Origin of the sequence: Helicobacter mehlei, assembly GCF_003660265.1 — a bacterium.
Classification (GTDB): Bacteria; Campylobacterota; Campylobacteria; order Campylobacterales; family Helicobacteraceae; genus Helicobacter; species Helicobacter mehlei.
Genome location: NZ_QXQP01000012.1, coordinates 17,288 through 35,244, shown reverse-complemented (window position 1 = coordinate 35,244; position 17,957 = coordinate 17,288). Strand labels below are relative to the sequence as shown.

Below are 17,957 nucleotides of genomic sequence, written 5' to 3'. Positions count from 1 at the left end.
CCATGCAAAAAGATTTTTTATTGCTCCAAGTGAATGATGCCATGTTCCCCATTGGGAGTTACACCCACTCCTTCGGGTTAGAAACCTATATCCAGCACAAGGAAGTTTCTAACAAAGAGAGTGCACTTGATTACATGCGTGCTTATCTCTCTACCCAATTTTTATATACCGAACTCTTAGCTCTCAAATTGGCTTATGGCTATGCCAATCAAGAGGATTTGGAGTTAATTTTGGAGATGGAGGAGCAGATTTGTTTAGCCACCCCGCCCTTAGAATTGCGTAGTGCCAACCAAAAATTGGGGAATCGTTTTTTAAAGACTATTGGCGTGTTGGATCTCCCCCTGAGTCCATTTTTTAAAGACTACATGCAAAAAAGCACCACCCCCACCCATGCAAGTGCTTATGGAGTCTTCTGTGCCTGCTTGGGATTGGGATTAGAGGCTGGTCTAAAACACTATCTCTATGCGCAAAGCTCTAATATGGTGATTAATTGTGTCAAAACCATCCCCCTAGCCCAAAATGACGGGCAACGCATTTTATTAGCCCTACAAGAGAGCTTTACAACCCTGCTCGCCACTTTAGAGGGCTTAGACGCAAGCCATCTATGCGCAGCAAGTATCCAAAACGACATCAAGGCGATGCAACACGAGCATTTGTACTCCAGACTTTATATGTCTTAATCCATCTAGCAAAGGAAAATCATGGTTAAAATCGGTGTTTGTGGTCCTGTGGGCAGTGGCAAAACGGCTTTAATTGAAGCCCTAACTAGGGCAATGAGCCAACAATACAGCATAGGTGTCATCACTAATGATATCTACACCAAAGAGGATGCTGAGTTTTTGTGTAGAAACTCTGTGATGCCCAGAGAGAGGATCATTGGGGTAGAGACGGGGGGGTGCCCGCACACCGCCATTAGAGAGGACGCATCGATGAATTTGGAAGCAGTGGAAGAATTGCATGCCAAATTCCCCGATATTGAGTTGATGTTTATTGAGAGTGGCGGGGATAATCTCTCCACCACCTTTAACCCCGAGCTAGCTGACTTCACGATCTTTGTGATCGATGTGGCCGAGGGGGATAAAATCCCTAGAAAAGGGGGTCCGGGCATTACCCGTTCCGATCTGCTCATCATCAATAAAATTGACCTAGCCCCCTATGTGGGAGCAGATTTGGGCGTGATGGATCGCGATTCTAAGAAAATGCGTGGAGAAAAACCCTTTTTATTCACCAATATCCGCTCTAAAGAGGGCTTAGATCATGTGATTGGCTGGATTAAAAAATACGCGTTGCTAGAGGACTAAACTTGGCAGTGCAACACCCCACCAGCTACGCCCAAGCTTCTAGGCTTTATTTGAGGACCAAAATCGGGCAAAATGGTAAGTGCGTGATCGCCGATAACTACTTTAGCCCGCCCTTTAAGCTCATGCCCCCTTTCTATGAAAAAGGCAACATGGCTGAGATCATCTTGATCGCTGTCAGCCCGGGGATGCTCAAAGGAGATGCCCAAGAGATTCAAATGGACATTGGGGAAAATTGCCGGCTTGAGCTTTCGTCTCAAAGTTTTGAGAAGATCCAAGATACTGAGGATGGGTATGCTAGCCGCAATACCCAAATCCATATCCACCAAAACGCTTTGCTAGACTTCTCCCCCCTACCCATTATCCCCTTTGCCAATGCGCATTTTAAAAATCATAGCCATATTGTGTTGCACCCAAATGCCCAATTGCTTTACAGCGAGATCATCACGGCTGGGCGCATTGCGATGGGCGAGGCTTTTGCCTTCCATAAAATCCACTCTACGCTCAAAATTTCTACCCAGGAAGGCGAGTCTCTTAGAAGTGTCTTTTTAGATAACACGATTTTAGAACCCACTAGCATGGATTTAAGAAACCCGTGCATGTTTGGCAATTACACGCATTACTTGAATGGGATTTTTTTAACGCGCCTATTAAAATTAGAGGATCTTTTAGAGTTGCTGGAGAGCGCACAGATCAATGCCGGGGTGAGCCTCTTGCCCACTAGATTGCCAGAGGGCTATCATAGCCTATGCCTCAAGGCTCTAGCCAATGGCTCGGAGCCTTTATTAGCCTTGCGCAAACGCATTTCACTTTTGCTTTTAGAACGCATGGAGAGTTGAGCGGGGTTTAGGGTGCTCTGTGTCAAAGCCTCAGCGTTTGCCACATGACCTAGACTCAAAATCCTCCATTATTGGGTTTTCCAAAACAGCCAATAAAGACTAGCCACCCAAGCCCCATATTTAGATTCTTTGTGTTAGCATGTCTTAGATGGGGGATTTGGAAATACCTGATCTGAGAAGTGGTGGCTATTTGATAATAAAGGATAATCATGTCTTATAACATTAGCAAGAAAATTTTAAATATTGTTGGGCGCACCAATGCCACCTATAACTTGATTGGCGAGGGCGATCGCATTTTGGTGGGACTAAGTGGGGGCAAGGATTCGATTTTACTCTCTTGTTTGTTAGCCCGCATGAAAGCCCATGCCCCCTTTAAATTTGAATTTAAAGCCGCTACGGTGCATTATGGACTTAAAGAGGATTTGGCGTGGCTTAGCGATCTATGTCTAGAACAAAATATCCCCCATGAGATTCTTTATACCAATATCGCCCAAACGATCAGAGAAAAACGGCGTGAAAAAAGCTCATATTGTAGTTTTTGTTCGCGCATGCGCCGGGGTGTACTTTACAACTATGCCCTAGAACATGGCTACAACAAGCTAGCCATCGCCCACCATTTGGATGATGCGGTGGAGAGCTTTTTTATGAATTTTACTTATAATGGGAGTTTGCGTAGCATGCCCCCCATTTACAAGGCTGAAAATGGGCTTTTTGTGATCCGTCCGCTGATCCACATTAGAGAACGCCAGAGTATTGACTTTGTGTACTCCCAAAATATCCCCACCGCCCCGGATTGCAACTGCCCAGCTAAACAGCCCGACTCAGACAAACCCCCTATTGCAAGGCTAGCCACCAAGAACTTTTTACAAGAAATGGAGAGAAATAACCCTACTCTCTTCACTTCACTCAAAAACGCCTTTTGCAATGTGCATGCCAATAGCTTTAGCGATGGGGCATTTTTAGATACTTAAAAGGACAACCCATGTTCTCCGATCTGCTTGTTTTTTTAATCTTCATGGTGGTAGCCCTGCTCATTGACTTGAAAGCCCACAGCCAAGATCAGACCATCACGCTTAAAAGTGCGTCTCTGTGGTCGCTCTTTTGGGTGGGGGTTGCCCTGCTTTTTGCGCTTTATTTGCTCATCCATGATGGTAAAACTAATGCCTCCTTATTTTTAACTGGTTATGTGTTAGAAAAAGCCCTATCGGTAGATAATCTCTTTGTGATGATGGCGATTTTTTCGTGGTTTAAAGTGCCCGAAATTTACCGCCACCGCGTGCTTTATTATGGCATCTTGGGCGCGATTATTTTTAGGTTGATTTTTGTCTTGATCGGGGCGGGATTATTGCACCTATCAGCGTATGTGGAGATTCTTTTTGGCTTGCTAGTGGGTTATAGCTGTGTGGTGATGATTCAAAACCAAAACAAAGAAGAGGAAGAACAAGGCGAGGATTACTCCCAACACCTTGCCTATAGATTGGTCCATAAATTTTTCCCGGTTTATCCAAAACTTATCGGGCATGATTTTTTTGTGAGCAAGGAGCGCTTAGACGTGCTTGAAAAAAACCTAGATTCTCACGAAGTGAATGCTTTACACCACCAGAGTGCCTTCAGCAAGGCTAAGATCATCGCCACCCCTTTGTTTCTGTGCTTGGCCGTGATTGAGCTTAGCGATGTGATGTTTGCCTTTGATAGCGTACCGGCTGTGATTGCGGTGAGCAAAGAACCTTTGATCATTTACAGTGCAATGATGTTTGCGATTTTAGGCTTGCGTAGCCTTTATTTTGTGTTGGAAGTGCTAAAGGGTTATTTGGTCTATCTGGAAAAAAGTGTAATCGTGGTGCTAGGCTTTATCAGCCTTAAGCTCATTTTAGATGCTACCTCTCACCTCTTCGGTTTTGGTTTGCAGATCAGCCCCACCCTCAGCCTCTACATCGTCTTAGGCGTGCTGGGCGCGGGCGTGCTCCTTAGCTTTTTCAAACCCAAAGAATCTTAGTCCTTTTGTTCGGGGGGTGTGTGCCTTAATCGGGTGATGGTCTCCCCGCCCAAGCCACAATTATCAGTATGGATTTCATCAATGATCACAATTGTAGCTTCTCTCTTTTTGCCCAATATATCCACCACCAAATCGGTAACCCCGCTAATGAGTGCGCGTTTTTGCTCTGCGCTAGCTCCCCCATGTTCTTTTGAGATACGAATGTTAATGTATGGCATCAATTTCCTTTCCATTTTTGCGAATATCCTAACATATACTTTCCTCAAATAGACTTAAAGCTTGCGAGATAAAACCCTATCTCAATATTGGTTTTTCTTATTATTAACTATGTTATGCTATAAGCGAGAGATATTTTGGTGTAAAGGAGAGTGAAATGTTAAAGGAGAAGCTCAAACAACTTAGAAATGCAAACAACTTAACTCAAGAAGAGCTAGCACTCAAGTGTGGCGTGAGTTTGCAAAGCATCAAGCGCTATGAGAGTGAGCAAAAAAGTAATATTACTCTAGATACCCTAGAAAAGCTCGCCAGTGCTCTCAATACCGATCTGCATTTTTTCACATCTACTCATAGGGAGGTTGAAGATATTGTCATGGTGCCCTATTTTAAGGATATGCGGGCTGGCATGTCCAAGAATCAAGAGGGCAATCACATGGTTTTTCTCCCACAGAGCCGATCTTTTCTCAAAAAACATTTTGGGATCACCTCTACTGATCATTTGGGCTTGTTACAAGCAGTGGGGAACTCTATGGAGCCACTCATCAAGGAAGGGGATTTGCTTTTATTCCAAAATGACGACACCCGCTATGAAGGGGCAGTTTATGTCGTGAATTTGGATAGTGAATACTATGTCAAACGGCTTTGCAAACGCCCGCAAGTGTCTTTGATTAGCGATAATCCGGTTTATCAGCCTATTATTTTGCAATCCTTAGATGAGATTGAGATTTTGGGGAGAGTGGTGGGGGTTTTGCACACTTTCAGCTTATAGAACGATAGTGGAGGGGAATTTAAGATATCCATTATTTTATTTACGTTTGTGTTTTTTTCGTTAGCTTTGCTGTGCAATAATTCCCAAAATAGTTCCAAACTGCAAGGGAAGTCAATGGGTGTCTTGGAGGCTCTCAGAATCAGGAGATATTTCGTATTTTGGATCTTCGTGGGGGGGTGCGTATTGGGGGTCGTTTTGAGCGTTTTGACCGTGCAGGCGGTGGAATGGACTGGGGATGATAAATTTTGTGGAATCTGTCATATCATGACACCTGAGCTCAATTCTTACCATTTGGACAAACATGGGGGCAAAAATGGCGTGGGGTTTCAAGCAGCTTGCGTGGATTGCCACTTACCCCATGACAATGTGTTGAATTATTTTATCCGCAAAAGCATTTTAGGCATTGAAGATGTTTATGGCAACACCTTTAAAGACCCTAAAAAATTTGATTGGGAGAAGAACAGAAAGAGAGCAAAAGAATATGTCTTTGACACAGGCTGTTTGCGTTGCCATGCCAATCTCAAGGATGCCACTTCCTCCAACATGAAAGCCTTTCTGCCCCACCGAGACTACTTCAATGGATTGAGTCAAAAAAAATGTGTAGAATGCCATTTAGATGAAGTCGGGCATAAAAACTTGGGCTTACACTTGAAAGAGTACTTGAAAGAAAACTACAAGCCCTATCCCAATGCATTTCTTGTCGATGGGAAAAAGATGAGTCTAGAGGAACTCTCAACAATTCCCAATCCTAAACTGGGCACAAAAGCAACGAAATCCCAAACAAAGGAGTGAAGATGTCAAACTTGATCATAGGAGATAACCATGCGTGTGGTTAAAAAATGCCAGTCATTGGTCTTAGTCGTTTGTGCAGTGCTCGGGAGCTTGTCTGCACAGACACACAAGACACAACACAATGGAGGCGGGACAAGTGTCAATAATGCGATGGATGTGCAGTTGCCCCTAAAGACTTTTAGAAACTTGGGAGCTGAAGCTAAGGGCTGTATCGAATGCCATGCAAAGGAGACTCCCGGGATTGTGGCTGATTGGAAGATGAGTCGCCATGCCCATGCAGGCGTGAGCTGTATTGATTGCCATAGTGTTACCAAGGATAGCCCCATGCTTACCATGGATGGCCACCATGGTTCTAAAATCCCCATCTCTGTGCTTGTTTCCACAAATACCTGTGCTAAGTGCCATGAAAAAGAGGTGGAGGAGTTTAGACACAGCGGGCATGCTAGGGGTGCGGTGCAAGTATTTGCCAAACAGAGCATGCGCGATTTGATGCGTCTAGTCGAGGGTAGAGGGCATCCGGATTTAGGGCGTGCTCCAGAGGCAACCGGCTGTATCCAATGCCATGGCTCTATCATCAAATTAGACAAACACAGACGACCCACCCCCGAGACATGGCCTACCTATGGGATTGGCACCGCCTTCCCCGATGGGTCTGTGGGCAATTGTGCTAGTTGCCACAGCGCGCATAAATTCAGTCTAGAGGAAGCTAGAAAACCAGCTGCCTGTGCGAGTTGCCACTTGGGTCCTGATCACCCCGATATTGAGATTTACAACAACTCCATGCACGGGCATATCTTTAATGCTGAGGGCAACAAATGGAATTTTGATGCTGCCCCGGGGACTTGGAAAGTTCCTGACTTTAGAGCCCCCACCTGTGCGACCTGCCATATGAGCGGAAACTCTAAGAGTGCGGTTACCCACAATGTGAGTCGCCGTTTAAAATGGAATTTGTTCATGCCCTTAAGCGAGCTTAGAACTGGGGGGTATGAAACGGCTAGCGATGCTTTCAAATTTGAAAACAAAATCACGCATGGTAACCCCCTTGCAGGTAACCCTCAAGGTCCAGAGGCTGCGCGTGCTGAGATGAAAGCGGGTTGTATGGATTGCCATAATTCTACACACATTGATAATTTCTTCACCATGGCCGACAAGAATATTTTGCTCTACAATGAGTATTGGAAAGAGGCGGTGAAGATGAAAGAGGAATTGGCTAAAAAGAACTTGTTGGGTAAAGACATGTGGGCTGATGAATTCCAAAATACCATGTATCACCTCTGGCACCATGAGGGTCGCCGTATGCGCCAAGGGGGTATCATGGGTGGTCCGGATTTCTCCCACTGGCATGGGGTCTTTGAGGTACAACAAGATATCCGCAAATTGCGTAAAATCTATGAAAAACGCCTCAAAACCAATAAGATCGAGGATTGATGGGGTGTGTAGCTTGGGCACTTATTTTCTTAAAATAAGCTACCAAGAGTAACAGAAGACCCTAAAGATTGGAGGGGCGGGGGCGATTTGTCTCAAAATATTCTCCATTTTGCTAAAATAGCCATCGATGTTACAATCAAAAGCCGTTTTCAAAGTTATGTTTTTGTTCTTCCCGATCCAACTCTTATCTAAAGCCCCAACCTCTGGTAAAGGGCGCAACACCACAACCAAGCAATTCAGTGATATTTTCCTAACAACCAACCCAAAAACCCCCATGCTTTTTGCTAAAACACTGAGCGGGTGTGTGCCCCTGCGGGGGGGGGGGGGGGGGGTAACCCCGCCACGTCAAAAAGAGCTTCTAAGCTTCGTGATAGGAGAGTTGGATGTGGCTTAGTAGATTTGTCAAAACGCTTTGGTTGCTTTGTTGTGTGGGTGGGGATCTTTTACCGGCGCGATCGTTGCTAGAAACACCCACCCCGCTTGTCCCCCACAAAAAACAATTTATCAACTTGCTCTCTGAAAATGATGCCTATGTCTATGCACGGGATTTTTACTATAGTGCGGGGAATGGACTAAGTTACACCTCCAAAGAATATAATTTTTGGGGAGCGGCCTATTCTAAATCGTGGATGTCATGGAGTCGCTATATCACCTTAATGTTTAAAACCCCTAAAATGACGCGTTTTAGTATCGGGGTTGATCAGAGTATCTACACCCCCCATTTGAGTAACCACCTAGCACGCTCCATTGTCCCGGGGGATCACTTATATGCCGGCTATCTTAGAGGCAGTTTGATTTTCTACCAACGCACAGAGCATGCCCTAGAACGCATCGCCATCTCTTTAGGCACGGTGGGGCCTAATTCTTTGGCCGGTCAAACCCAAACTTGGTTGCACACGCTTTGGGGGGATAAAACCTTCCAAGGCTGGCAAAACCAAATCCGTAACGAATTTATTTTCCAATTCAACTACCAATGGCTCTATAAAGTCCCCATCCTCACCACCCGCTTTTTCTCTATGGACATTATCCCGGGGGTGGATATTGCCTTGGGGAATGCCATTGTCCATGCCCGCTTGGGCTCACTTTTTAGATTTGGCTATAACCTCAACGCTGATTTTGGACCTAACAAAATCAACACTAATTTTAGCGGGGGGCAACCCTATAGCAACAAATTTTCCTTTTACTTCTTTGTGGGGGCTAGCGGGAGTTACCAACCCATAGACATCTTTGTGCAGGGCAATAGTCCCCTAACTCGGGGGATCACCCAAATACCCTACGCCCTCTATGCGGTGCAGGGGGGCATGGCTATTCTTTACAAGGGCTTTAGACTCTCTTTGACCGCTACCAACATAGGCAAAACCTTTAGAGAACAGCCTGAGAGCCACAATATCGGGAGCATAGAGCTCGACATTGCTTTCTAGCCATTGAATTGATCTAATTTAAACCTTGGACAGGTCTGTCCAAAACCACCTTAAAGGTGTTTTCATACTGGTTGGGTTGAGTGGAGCTGGGGGTGCTGGTGATCTTTAGGACAAAGCCATAACGATCGCAAATACGGCGGACTAAATCTAAGCCGATCCCATAGCCCTGTGTGTGCCCTTCGATGCGGGTATAACGCCGCGTGAGCTCCTCGATTTTATGGGAGGGGATAGCCCGCCCGCTATTGGTGATGATCAAATCCTGATCCAAACAGACACGCACAAATCCATGCGGTTGGTTATACTTGATCGCATTCATCAATAGGTTCCCCACCAAAGTAACTATATCTTCCTCGCACGCCTTTAGTGTCTTGGGCTTGAGGTCGTGGCTCAAAGTGAGTTTATAAAAGTTAGCGATAGGCTCAAAAGAGGTGATTTGCCCGGAAATGAGATTTTGCAAGTCCAGCAAATGCGCTTCCTCGTGGCGTAAATCCTCCATAAAGATATAGGCAAGTTGGTGGTAAAGATAATAAATACGCTGGGCACTCATCAAAATCCCCAGAGTTTTAGGGTTGTCCTCCACTTTGAGCAGGGCTTTAGCCCCCATTAAGAGCGTGGCAATGGGCGTATTGAGCTCATGAGCTATGTCCTTGCTAAAGGCATCAATGCGCGCTACCTCGTCTTTAAGGGGCTTTAAAAAGAGTTGGGCCAGAAAAATGGCAATCCCCCCCACGCACACGAAGGCACACAAGAACACCAATAAAACCTGCTTGTAAAGCGGGGCAAAGAGATTGTGGGTGTGATTTTCTTGCACAATCACAAAATGCACGCCCAAATGCCCAAAAGTCTTATTATCGACCAAGTAGAAGGTATTATTCTTATCCCAAAACGAAGGGAAATGGGTCGCTTGGCTAAAAAAGGTCAAACTGGTCGCATTCCCAAAGCGATAATTAAAAAGCACCCGATTATGGCGATCTAAGAGCACAAAGCGCGCGTGGCTATGCTTGTGGGCTAGGGTCTTAAAGGGCTCATCGACAGCTTGCATGTGCGCCTCGATCACATCTTGGGTGATTTTGTTTGCCTGATCTTGGAGGCGTATTTTAGTATTCTCCAAGAGCAAGTTTTTAGCATAGGCGACAAACAAAAGGGCAATCACCACCATGAGCACAAAAGAAGAGCCCAGATAAAGTCCCAAGAAACTTCTAAGCGATTGCTTTTCGTAGGTATTGAGTTTCATACGCATGCCTTAAAACAATAGCCCAAGCCCTTGACATTTTGGATATGCTCCTTGCCTAATAATTTGCGCAAGTTTTTAATGTGGGTGCGTAGGGTGGAGTGATCGACACTGCCCTCATAGCTCCAAACATTAGCAATAATTTGGTCATTAGGGAGGATTTGGTTTTTATGGTGCAAGAAAAACTCCAAAAGTTGCTTTTCTTTGGCACTCAAAATAAAACTTTGATCCTGTCTAAACAACCTGCCCTGCTCATAAAAACAATCTTCATTGATCGTGACCTTTTGGATAATTAAAAGCCGTTCAATACGGATCAACAACTCCTCCAAATCAAAGGGCTTTTTGAGGTAGTCGCTAGCCCCCAAATGAAAAGCCTTTTTTAAAGAGACCATGTCTTTGAGCACGCTAATAAAGATCGTGGGCGTGTTAATGTGGGACTGGCGCAAGACTTGCAAGGTCTCAAAACTATCCAACCCGGGCACCTGAATATCCAACAACCACAGATCAAAAACTTCTTGATTTAAAATCTCCAAAGCCCGATCGCCATCATAAGCCCCACGCACCTCAAAACCGCTTTGCTCTAAAAATTCTGCCACCATGTGGTGCAAGAGGGGATCATCTTCCAATAAAAACAGCCTGCCTTTATACACTTTTGCCATAACTACCTACTTTAATAGATTAGAAAGGGCATTCTAACATTTTTCCCCTAACAGAGTGGGGCAGGGGGTTAGTAACCAAATTTAAAACTCTTGCGGTGCTCTTTAATCAGTCCATGCTTGGTAATGGCTAGGGCGTGGGCGCGCGTGCCATAGCCACAATGCCTAGCAAAGCCATACTCTGGGTAAAGCTCATCTAAGGCTAACATCTCCCGATCCTTATGTGCCTTAGCCAAGATGGAGGCCATGCCAATTTGGGGGATTTTGTCATCGCCCTTGATAATGGCCTCAAAGCTCTCTAAATGTGCAAACTCTAATTTAAAAAGCGTGTTCCCATCTAGGCGCACATGTTTAATAGTGGGCAAGCCCAGAATAATTTCTGTGATCGCCTCTTGCATGCACACACTCAAACCCTTATTATCAATCTCTAACGCGCTTTTGCTCACCACCACGCTAGCAATGCGTGTATCTTGGCTAATTTGTGTGGCAAATCCAAAGCGTTTGGCTCTGCTGAGTTGTTTGCTCTCTTTAAGCCCCAAATACACAAATTCATTAGCCACACTCAGATCACAGCCCACCCCCGCCACAAATAGCGACCCACACCAACACCCCCGCCCCGCTTCATCAATGCCTAAAAGCATATTAACCCTCTTGCTATCAAATCTATTTTCATGTTATTATACCCGCCATTTTTGACACAAGGAGACTTTATGCAAAACACATTAAACCAACTCACTAAGCAGCTCAAAGCCACCAAGCGCGCCCACCGCTTGTTTTTATCTCTAGCTGAGGATGTGGGGGGGGGGGGTGAAGCCCTCCAAGAGGAAGTTAGCGATTTAAGCACCAAGTTTAACCAACTCTTAGACACACTCAACGCGTTTAACAAAGCCCTAGAAGAGGCTTACCACCAAAACACAGAAGATGACACAGAGTTAGAAAATGCCCTAGCGCAATTTAAAAAACTCAAAGTTAGAACAAACACCCATTTAAACGCCCTAAGCCACGCCACAGAAGGCACACAAACTTTAGAAAACGCAGGCAGATTGTCTAAATCTTTGGAGGATTTAGAAATGTTATTAGAAGCCCTCCAAGCTAACCACCAAACCTGGTTTGCAAACACCCCCTCAAGCCCTAGTCAAGAAACCCCCCAAAATCCACAAGCACAATCTGCACCTAGTGACAACACCCCACAAGTCAAACCCCTATGGAAATATGGGTCTAACACTCTGCAAGCTTTTCAAGATTACATGAAAGCTAAAGATTTGGGCAGTGCTGGAGCTTGGCTAGAACTAGGCAAAATGGCAGTAGAGGGCATCGTTTTATACCCGGATAACCATGTCGCTATGCGTTGCTTTGAAAAAGCCATAGAGTTAGGCTCAGTGGGAGCGATGGTGGAGCTAGGAAAGATTTACATGGAAAATGGGGATACGCAGGTGGTGGAGTATGGGAGTGGGGAAGTTTTAGAGGGGGTGGCTGTAGAAAAAGGACTTACAAATTGCGATGATGAAATCGATGCTGATGTGGATAGTTATGCAGGGTTTTTAGAACACTGCCATGTGTTTGCGGATAAAAAGATGCAAAATTGCCAACAAAAGGCAAAAGAACTTTTTGAAAAAGCAGGGGAGTTAGGAGAGGGGCGCGCTTACCGCCATTTGGGTGAGTTGTACCGCCGGTATAATGATTTTGGGGAAACCTCTGAGGGTTCTAAGGCAAAATCTTACGAGTATTATAAAAAGGCGGTGGAATTATTAAAACGCCAAGCCAAACAAGGCGACATAGAGGCGCACGCCGAAATGGGGCAGGCATTTGTCAATCGGCTTTGGTTGGCAGAGGAGGGCGATCCAGATTATAGAGATGAAAATTTGGTCGAAAAAGCCATAGAGGCGTTTCAAAAGGCGATAGACCTTGATTGCCATGTCGGGTGTCATTATTTGGCGAGGTTTTACGATTGGATCAAATATTTCGATGGGCATGAAAGCAAACAAGATGAGCAAAAGTCCATTCAGGCTTATAAAAAAGGTATCCAACTAGGGAGCGGTCTTTGTGCAAGGCTACTTGTATGGGATCACTCTACACCGCCGGACTTTAACCCGCTGATGCTCTCGTTAATGGAGGGCAAATCCAAGCCCGAAATCATGCAATCTTACTTTAATGCCTTTGATCAAAATATCAAATGGCTTAAAATGGCAGTGTCTTATCGGCACTATAAAGCCCTGCCCCTTCTCTTAGAATATTTAGCCACCCAGCCTTACCTAGCCGAGGAATACGGTTTTAAAGAGGAGGAGGAGAAACGCTTGAATCAGTATGAGCGAGATTATAGCACTTACCTTAGATTTGCTAGCCAGCTGGGTCCCAAACATTGGCATTTTTGGAATGATCGCGGTGTCTTTGATCCCAAGCAGTTTTTAGGGCATGGTGTGAGTGGTTGGCGTTTGATCACGGGCACTCTGAGTTAATCACAAACAAACTTCTTTTTTGCAAGGATTAGTGGCGGGCTGTTACCCCGCCCCCAGCTCACCCCAACGCAACACCATAGATCTTTGGAGAGGGTTACTAAAGCCAAAACTTTTGGTCAAAACCCCAGTTACAGCCCTAAACTCCTATTTATTTATTCGGAGTAGATCGCCCATGCCCTCTAACCTGTGTTCCGTCCTTTTTTATATAGGGATGCACACGCACGATCTTTTTACCACTATTAGTTTTTGCCATAGATAATTACCACCTTCTTTAAATAGATTTCTTGACAGACCACTCTACACGCTTTGCTATAATGTAAAGAGTCCTAAATCTTAGAATATCATATCATAAAAAGGGCAAGCATGAAAATCGAGCTAAAAAATATCGGCACTCTTCATGAGGCAGATTTAGAAATAGGCGATTTGACTTTAATTTGTGGAGAAAACAACACTGGAAAAACTTATGCGGCCTATGGTCTTTATGGGTATTTGGATTTTATGCATTTCCTCAGCGATAATTTTCTAGGCAGAACTAGAGGGGGACGAAGGGGTATTTTTGAGATAGCTAATAATTATCAACAATATAGTTATGCAGAAATGAACGCAGAATTCCAAAAACATTTGAATCGGAAAACTTGCTTTTATGCTCAAGATGTGCTTAGTCAAGTGATGGCAGGCAGTAGCGAAGATTTTGAAACAACAGAGTTTCAAGTTTCTTACAATGTCTCTTTAGAGGAAATTAAAAAGGCAGTGCAACGCTTGAAAGATAGAGATGAAAATCTGTATGGAGTAGAATATGAACTTGATGATGAGGGTTTTAAAATCAGTATTCCAAAGCATTTAGATGGCGCAAAATATCGGGATTATTTAGTAGATAGCCTCATTGCTATTCTTATGCCAAGCCCCTTTATTCTCAGTGTAGAAAGAACGGGGGCTTCAATTTTTCAAGAGGAGTTAGATTTTGTCAAAATCAATAAGCTCGAGGCTGTGCAACAAATACTCAAGGGCGATAAATTAGATATTCTTGATTTATTTGAAATACATCGAAAAACCGATCAGAGAAAACAAATTTACCCTAAGCCCGTTAGAGATAATATTAACTTCATTAGGGAGCTGAAACAAATTAGCAAACAAGATAGTTTCTTCAAACAAAATAAGGAGTATCACAAATCTATCTTGGATCTGCTGGGCAAACTTGTAGGGGGTAAGTATAAAATAACGGATTTTGGTTTGCTTTTTCAACCCAAAGGCTCTAAATCTGCCTATGCTCTTGAAGTTGCCTCTAGTTCTGCGCGCTCTTTGATCATGCTCCATTACTATATTTTGCATGTGGCGCAAAAAAATGATATTTTGATGATCGATGAACCAGAACTCAACCTCCACCCCAATAACCAAATTTTAGTGGCGCGTTTGCTAGCCTTGTTGGTGAATGCAGGGATCAAGGTCTTTATCACCACGCATAGCGACTATATTGTGCGCGAATTGAGCAATTGCATCATGTTAAAAAAACTCAATGAGACGCAAATAGAAAGCCTTAAAAAGCAGGGCTATACTCAAGAATACGGCCTAGATGCCCATCGTGTTAAGGCCTATGTTACTAAGACCATTAAGAAACAAAACACCCTAATTCCCGTGAAAATCACCCAAGAGCAGGGCATTTTCATGCAAACTTTTGATGATCCTATTAGAGCCCAAAATGAAAATCAAAGCCTAATTGCTGAAAAAGTTTTCCAAAACTTGAGAAACAACCATGACAGCTAAAGAGTTTCAAGAGATAGAAAGAGCTATTCATGAAGATTTAAAAATTACACATAGGGGAAAAAGAGGAAACTGCTTTGTGGTGCATGAAAAGCAAGAACAAAGCAGTATCAAGCAGATAAATTTTTGTTTTGGAGGCAATGATTCCGTGTTTATCTTAAAACAAGATGAGAACAAACACACCATTAAATTTTTTAAAAAGGCAAATGAGAAAAAACACCATAAACCCACAAATGAAAGTTGTGCGGCAGAACAGACAACAGATTGCTGTTGTGATAGCATCATTTTTAAGCTTAATCAAAAAGAGGGCGATGTTTCTGTTTATTTGTGCGAGATAAAATCGAGTCGCCATAAGGAACACCTTCAAAAGGCCCAAAGACAATTCAAAGCTTCTGAATGCTTTGTTAAATATTTTATAGAGTGTTACAAAAGTTACTACCAAAAAGATTTATCAAATAGTATCCGAAACTTCTATTATTACTACTTTTATCCAAAGATCACAGATTCTTCTATTTTTAAAAAGTCTGAGACACAAGGAAACAATCCACAAGATACAGTCAACATTATTTTCAAACCCCTAGAAATTCCCAGTGATGGTTGTGTGACTATTTCCGCAAAACAAATGCGGGATTTTTTGATCCCCTAATCTCAAAGTTTGTCTCTAGAACATACGCCCTGCCTTTGCCCCCAACTAAAGCGAGTATGACATATCCCCAAAAGATGGGAAATGCCGTTGCTCCAAAGCCCACTTCCTAAATCCCCACAAATACCCCTCTACACAAAACCTAACCAACACATCTAGATAGATTGTGTTTTTGTTTTGCTATAATCGCGCCATATCAAGACCCCAAGGGGAAGATGAAACAAACGGCTGTTTTGATTGGTGTTGCTTGTTTTGTCGTGTGTAGCTTGCACGCTTCAAAATCCAAACAGCGCACGCAGATACGCCACAAGGCACCGCCAGATAGGCACTCTTTAGAAGTTAAGGATCACTTGGGCAGTTACACCTTAATTTCTAACCCCCAACTCACCCAACAAGCTAACCAAACCCTAGAGCAAGCCTTGCAAAATGTCCCGGGGGTGCGTGTTTTTAACGCTACAGGTGTGGGGGCGGTGCCCAGTTTCTCAATGCGGGGTTTGGGTGGGGGGTATGGGCGAGCTGGGCTTGTCTTACTCAATCATATCCCCCTAGAGGCCGCACCCTATGGACTCATCGGACTTTTTATTTTCCCCGCGACTTTGCAGATGAGCGATCAAATCAGCGTGATCAAGGGGGGGCAGGGCGTGCAATATGGCCCCAATGCCTTTGGGGGCGTGATCAACATCAGCACTAAACCCATTGCAAAAGAATGGACCAACCAAATCGCCCAGCGGGTAACCTTTTGGGAGCGTTCGCTCAAAAGTTTCATCGCGCCTTTTTCTTTTAGTAAAAATGTGGGCAATAGCTTTTTATACAACACCTATTTGCGATCGGGGGGCATGTTTAACCGGTTTGTGGGCGTGCAAGCGCAAGCCAATTTCATAACCGGGCAGGGTTTTAGATACCACAGCCCGGCTACAATTCAAAATTACTTATTTGATGGGATTTACCAGATCAACCCCCATAACAAACTCACGGCTTCTTTCCAATATTACAAATTTTCTTTGCACGATCCGGGGTCTTTGAGCCCACAGGCTTACGCCCAAAACTTTTTCCAAAACGATCGCCCCTATAACACCAAGAGTGCAGAGGCGATGCGTTGGAGCGCGATTTATCAAGGTTCTTTTAAGGGCAGGGTGAGTGGAGATTTTAGCCTCACCTACTTTGGGCACAGAATGCAAAGTGCCTTCCAGTGGGACTCTAATTATTTAAATGCCAATAGCAATCCGGCTAGAGGGCTTGTTTATACAAATGACAATTATGCGGGGTTTTTTACCACCCAACGCAAGGGGTATTTCACACTCAATGCCCTAGAACCTAACCTGCATTTAAACATCTCTAGCAAAAAGCTCCAGCAAACCCTGCAAGTGGGCATGCGCTTGATGATGAATAACATCAAGCTAACTAAATCTATTTGCCACAATTTTAAAAACAACCCATGCACCCAAAACCCCACACTGGGTAACAGTCCCGAGTTGTTGGATCGCTACCTAGCTACTTATGTGAGCGACAAAATGGAATTTTTGCAAGGCAAACTCACCCTAACCCCCGGATTGCGCTACACCTTTTTAAATTACCAACTTGCACCAAAAGATACCATCTACAAAATACACCAAAGTGTGTGGAGTCCGGCATTCAATATCGGTTATAAGCCCCTAGCAGATTGGTTGTTGTATGCCAATTACCGCCATAGCTTTATCCCGCCACAAGAGCGCATGGTAGGGCCAACAAGCCCAAGCACCCAGACTTTTAATCAAATTGAGATCGGTTCGCGCTATGGCTATCAAAACCAACTCAGTCTTAATATTGCCTATTTTCTTATTTTTGCCCACAATTACTACGCTTGGGGGGATAACCAACCCATCAATGCCCGCTCTCAGGGCTTGGAATTAGAACTTGACTATGCCCCCCTTAGAGGCCTGCAATTGCATTTGGCTTATACTTACATTGATGCGCTTGTGAGTAGTCATATACGGGGCAGTCTTGAAGGGTTTTCACCCTCTTTTGATCTCAAGGGTAAGCAATTACCCTATGTCAGTCCACACCAATTAATTTTGGATATGCGCTACACCTACAAAAAAACCACTTTGGGTTTGAGCAGTTATTTTTATAGCCGTGCCTATTCCTCTATGCTCAACCAATCCCAATCAAAGACCACTTGTTTCCCCCTCAAGCCCCACCAAGCAGAGGGCGTGTCTTATGGTTGTAATAGTGTGGGGCTCTTGCCTTGGTATTGGATTTGGAATATCCAGTTAAGCCAAATTTTTTGGGAGAGTGGGCGGCATAAAATTGTGGGGAGCTTGCAGGTCAATAATATTTTGGGGATGCCATACTACTTTAGAGGCTTGGAAACCAGCCCCACAGGCAGAGAACCGGGTCCGGGACGTTCAGTAACGGCTTATTTGAGTTACCGGTTTTAGGGTTTTGTACCTATGGCATGAGAAAATTAGGTTAGTT

At 44.2% G+C, this 17,957-nt stretch carries 17 protein-coding genes; 13 read left to right on the top strand and 4 right to left on the bottom strand.

Annotated elements, in window-relative coordinates:
* Positions 1-2 precede the first annotated feature (2 nt).
* From EAO36_RS05190 to EAO36_RS05170, 5 genes are all read left to right on the top strand, one after another.
* On the top strand, positions 3-680 hold the full coding sequence (locus tag EAO36_RS05190) for an urease accessory protein UreF (RefSeq protein WP_120948415.1): 678 nt from the start codon (positions 3-5) through the stop codon (positions 678-680).
* Positions 681-701: 21 nt separating this feature from the next.
* Positions 702-1,301: an urease accessory protein UreG gene (ureG, locus tag EAO36_RS05185; RefSeq protein ID WP_120948416.1), complete on the top strand. Its 600-nt coding sequence runs from the start codon at positions 702-704 to the stop codon at positions 1,299-1,301.
* Positions 1,302-1,303: 2 nt separating this feature from the next.
* Positions 1,304-2,137, top strand: a complete 834-nt coding sequence (locus tag EAO36_RS05180) for an urease accessory protein UreD (RefSeq protein ID WP_120948417.1) — start codon at positions 1,304-1,306, stop codon at positions 2,135-2,137.
* Positions 2,138-2,346: 209 nt separating this feature from the next.
* Positions 2,347-3,108: an ATP-binding protein gene (locus EAO36_RS05175; protein ID WP_120948418.1), complete on the top strand. Its 762-nt coding sequence runs from the start codon at positions 2,347-2,349 to the stop codon at positions 3,106-3,108.
* A gap of 11 nt (positions 3,109-3,119) precedes the next feature.
* On the top strand, positions 3,120-4,133 hold the full coding sequence (locus tag EAO36_RS05170) for a TerC/Alx family metal homeostasis membrane protein (RefSeq protein ID WP_120948419.1): 1,014 nt from the start codon (positions 3,120-3,122) through the stop codon (positions 4,131-4,133).
* Here the strand turns inward: EAO36_RS05170 and EAO36_RS05165 are convergent.
* Positions 4,130-4,351: a tautomerase family protein gene (locus tag EAO36_RS05165; RefSeq protein WP_120948420.1), complete on the bottom strand. Its 222-nt coding sequence runs from the start codon at positions 4,349-4,351 to the stop codon at positions 4,130-4,132. The two genes, EAO36_RS05170 and EAO36_RS05165, sit on opposite strands and share 4 nt — an antisense overlap.
* Positions 4,352-4,506: 155 nt before the next feature.
* On the opposite strand from EAO36_RS05165, the gene EAO36_RS05160 reads away from it, so the two are divergent.
* The 4 genes from EAO36_RS05160 (at position 4,507) to EAO36_RS05140 (ending at position 8,759) form a co-directional block, all read left to right on the top strand.
* Positions 4,507-5,118, top strand: a complete 612-nt coding sequence (locus EAO36_RS05160; RefSeq protein WP_120948421.1) for an XRE family transcriptional regulator — start codon at positions 4,507-4,509, stop codon at positions 5,116-5,118.
* 195 nt (positions 5,119-5,313) lie between these two features.
* Positions 5,314-5,910 (top strand): cytochrome c3 family protein, encoded by a 597-nt coding sequence (locus EAO36_RS05155; protein ID WP_235852379.1) that lies wholly within the window; start codon positions 5,314-5,316, stop codon positions 5,908-5,910.
* Positions 5,911-5,940: 30 nt separating this feature from the next.
* The gene (locus tag EAO36_RS05150) at positions 5,941-7,338 is read left to right on the top strand and encodes a multiheme c-type cytochrome (RefSeq protein ID WP_120948423.1); all 1,398 of its coding nucleotides are present in this window, start codon (positions 5,941-5,943) and stop codon (positions 7,336-7,338) included.
* A gap of 383 nt (positions 7,339-7,721) precedes the next feature.
* Complete coding sequence (locus tag EAO36_RS05140) at positions 7,722-8,759, top strand: lipid A deacylase LpxR family protein (protein ID WP_120948425.1); 1,038 nt, start codon at positions 7,722-7,724, stop codon at positions 8,757-8,759.
* Between the two features lie 13 nt (positions 8,760-8,772).
* Here the strand turns inward: EAO36_RS05140 and EAO36_RS05135 are convergent, their stop codons facing one another.
* The 3 genes from EAO36_RS05135 to EAO36_RS05125 form a co-directional block, all read right to left on the bottom strand.
* Positions 8,773-9,993, bottom strand: a complete 1,221-nt coding sequence (locus EAO36_RS05135; protein ID WP_120948426.1) for a sensor histidine kinase — start codon at positions 9,991-9,993, stop codon at positions 8,773-8,775.
* A complete protein-coding gene (crdR, locus tag EAO36_RS05130; protein ID WP_120955792.1) occupies positions 9,990-10,649 on the bottom strand; it encodes a copper response regulator transcription factor CrdR in 660 nt (219 codons plus the stop codon). The genes EAO36_RS05135 and crdR overlap by 4 nt, the downstream gene beginning before the upstream one ends.
* A 68-nt stretch (positions 10,650-10,717) precedes the next feature.
* A complete protein-coding gene (locus tag EAO36_RS05125) occupies positions 10,718-11,287 on the bottom strand; it encodes a ribonuclease HII (RefSeq protein WP_120948428.1) in 570 nt (189 codons plus the stop codon).
* A 69-nt stretch (positions 11,288-11,356) separates the two neighbouring features.
* On the opposite strand from EAO36_RS05125, the gene EAO36_RS05120 reads away from it, so the two are divergent.
* The 4 genes from EAO36_RS05120 (at position 11,357) to EAO36_RS05105 (ending at position 17,920) form a co-directional block, all read left to right on the top strand.
* The gene (locus tag EAO36_RS05120) at positions 11,357-13,102 is read left to right on the top strand and encodes a tetratricopeptide repeat protein (RefSeq protein WP_120955791.1); all 1,746 of its coding nucleotides are present in this window, start codon (positions 11,357-11,359) and stop codon (positions 13,100-13,102) included.
* Positions 13,103-13,465: 363 nt separating this feature from the next.
* Positions 13,466-14,863, top strand: a complete 1,398-nt coding sequence (locus EAO36_RS05115) for an AAA family ATPase (RefSeq protein WP_120955790.1) — start codon at positions 13,466-13,468, stop codon at positions 14,861-14,863.
* Complete coding sequence (locus EAO36_RS05110) at positions 14,853-15,506, top strand: hypothetical protein (RefSeq protein ID WP_120948431.1); 654 nt, start codon at positions 14,853-14,855, stop codon at positions 15,504-15,506. Before EAO36_RS05115 ends, EAO36_RS05110 begins: the two co-directional genes overlap by 11 nt.
* 212 nt (positions 15,507-15,718) lie before the next feature.
* Positions 15,719-17,920: a TonB-dependent receptor family protein gene (locus tag EAO36_RS05105; RefSeq protein ID WP_120948432.1), complete on the top strand. Its 2,202-nt coding sequence runs from the start codon at positions 15,719-15,721 to the stop codon at positions 17,918-17,920.
* Positions 17,921-17,957: the final 37 nt, after the last annotated feature.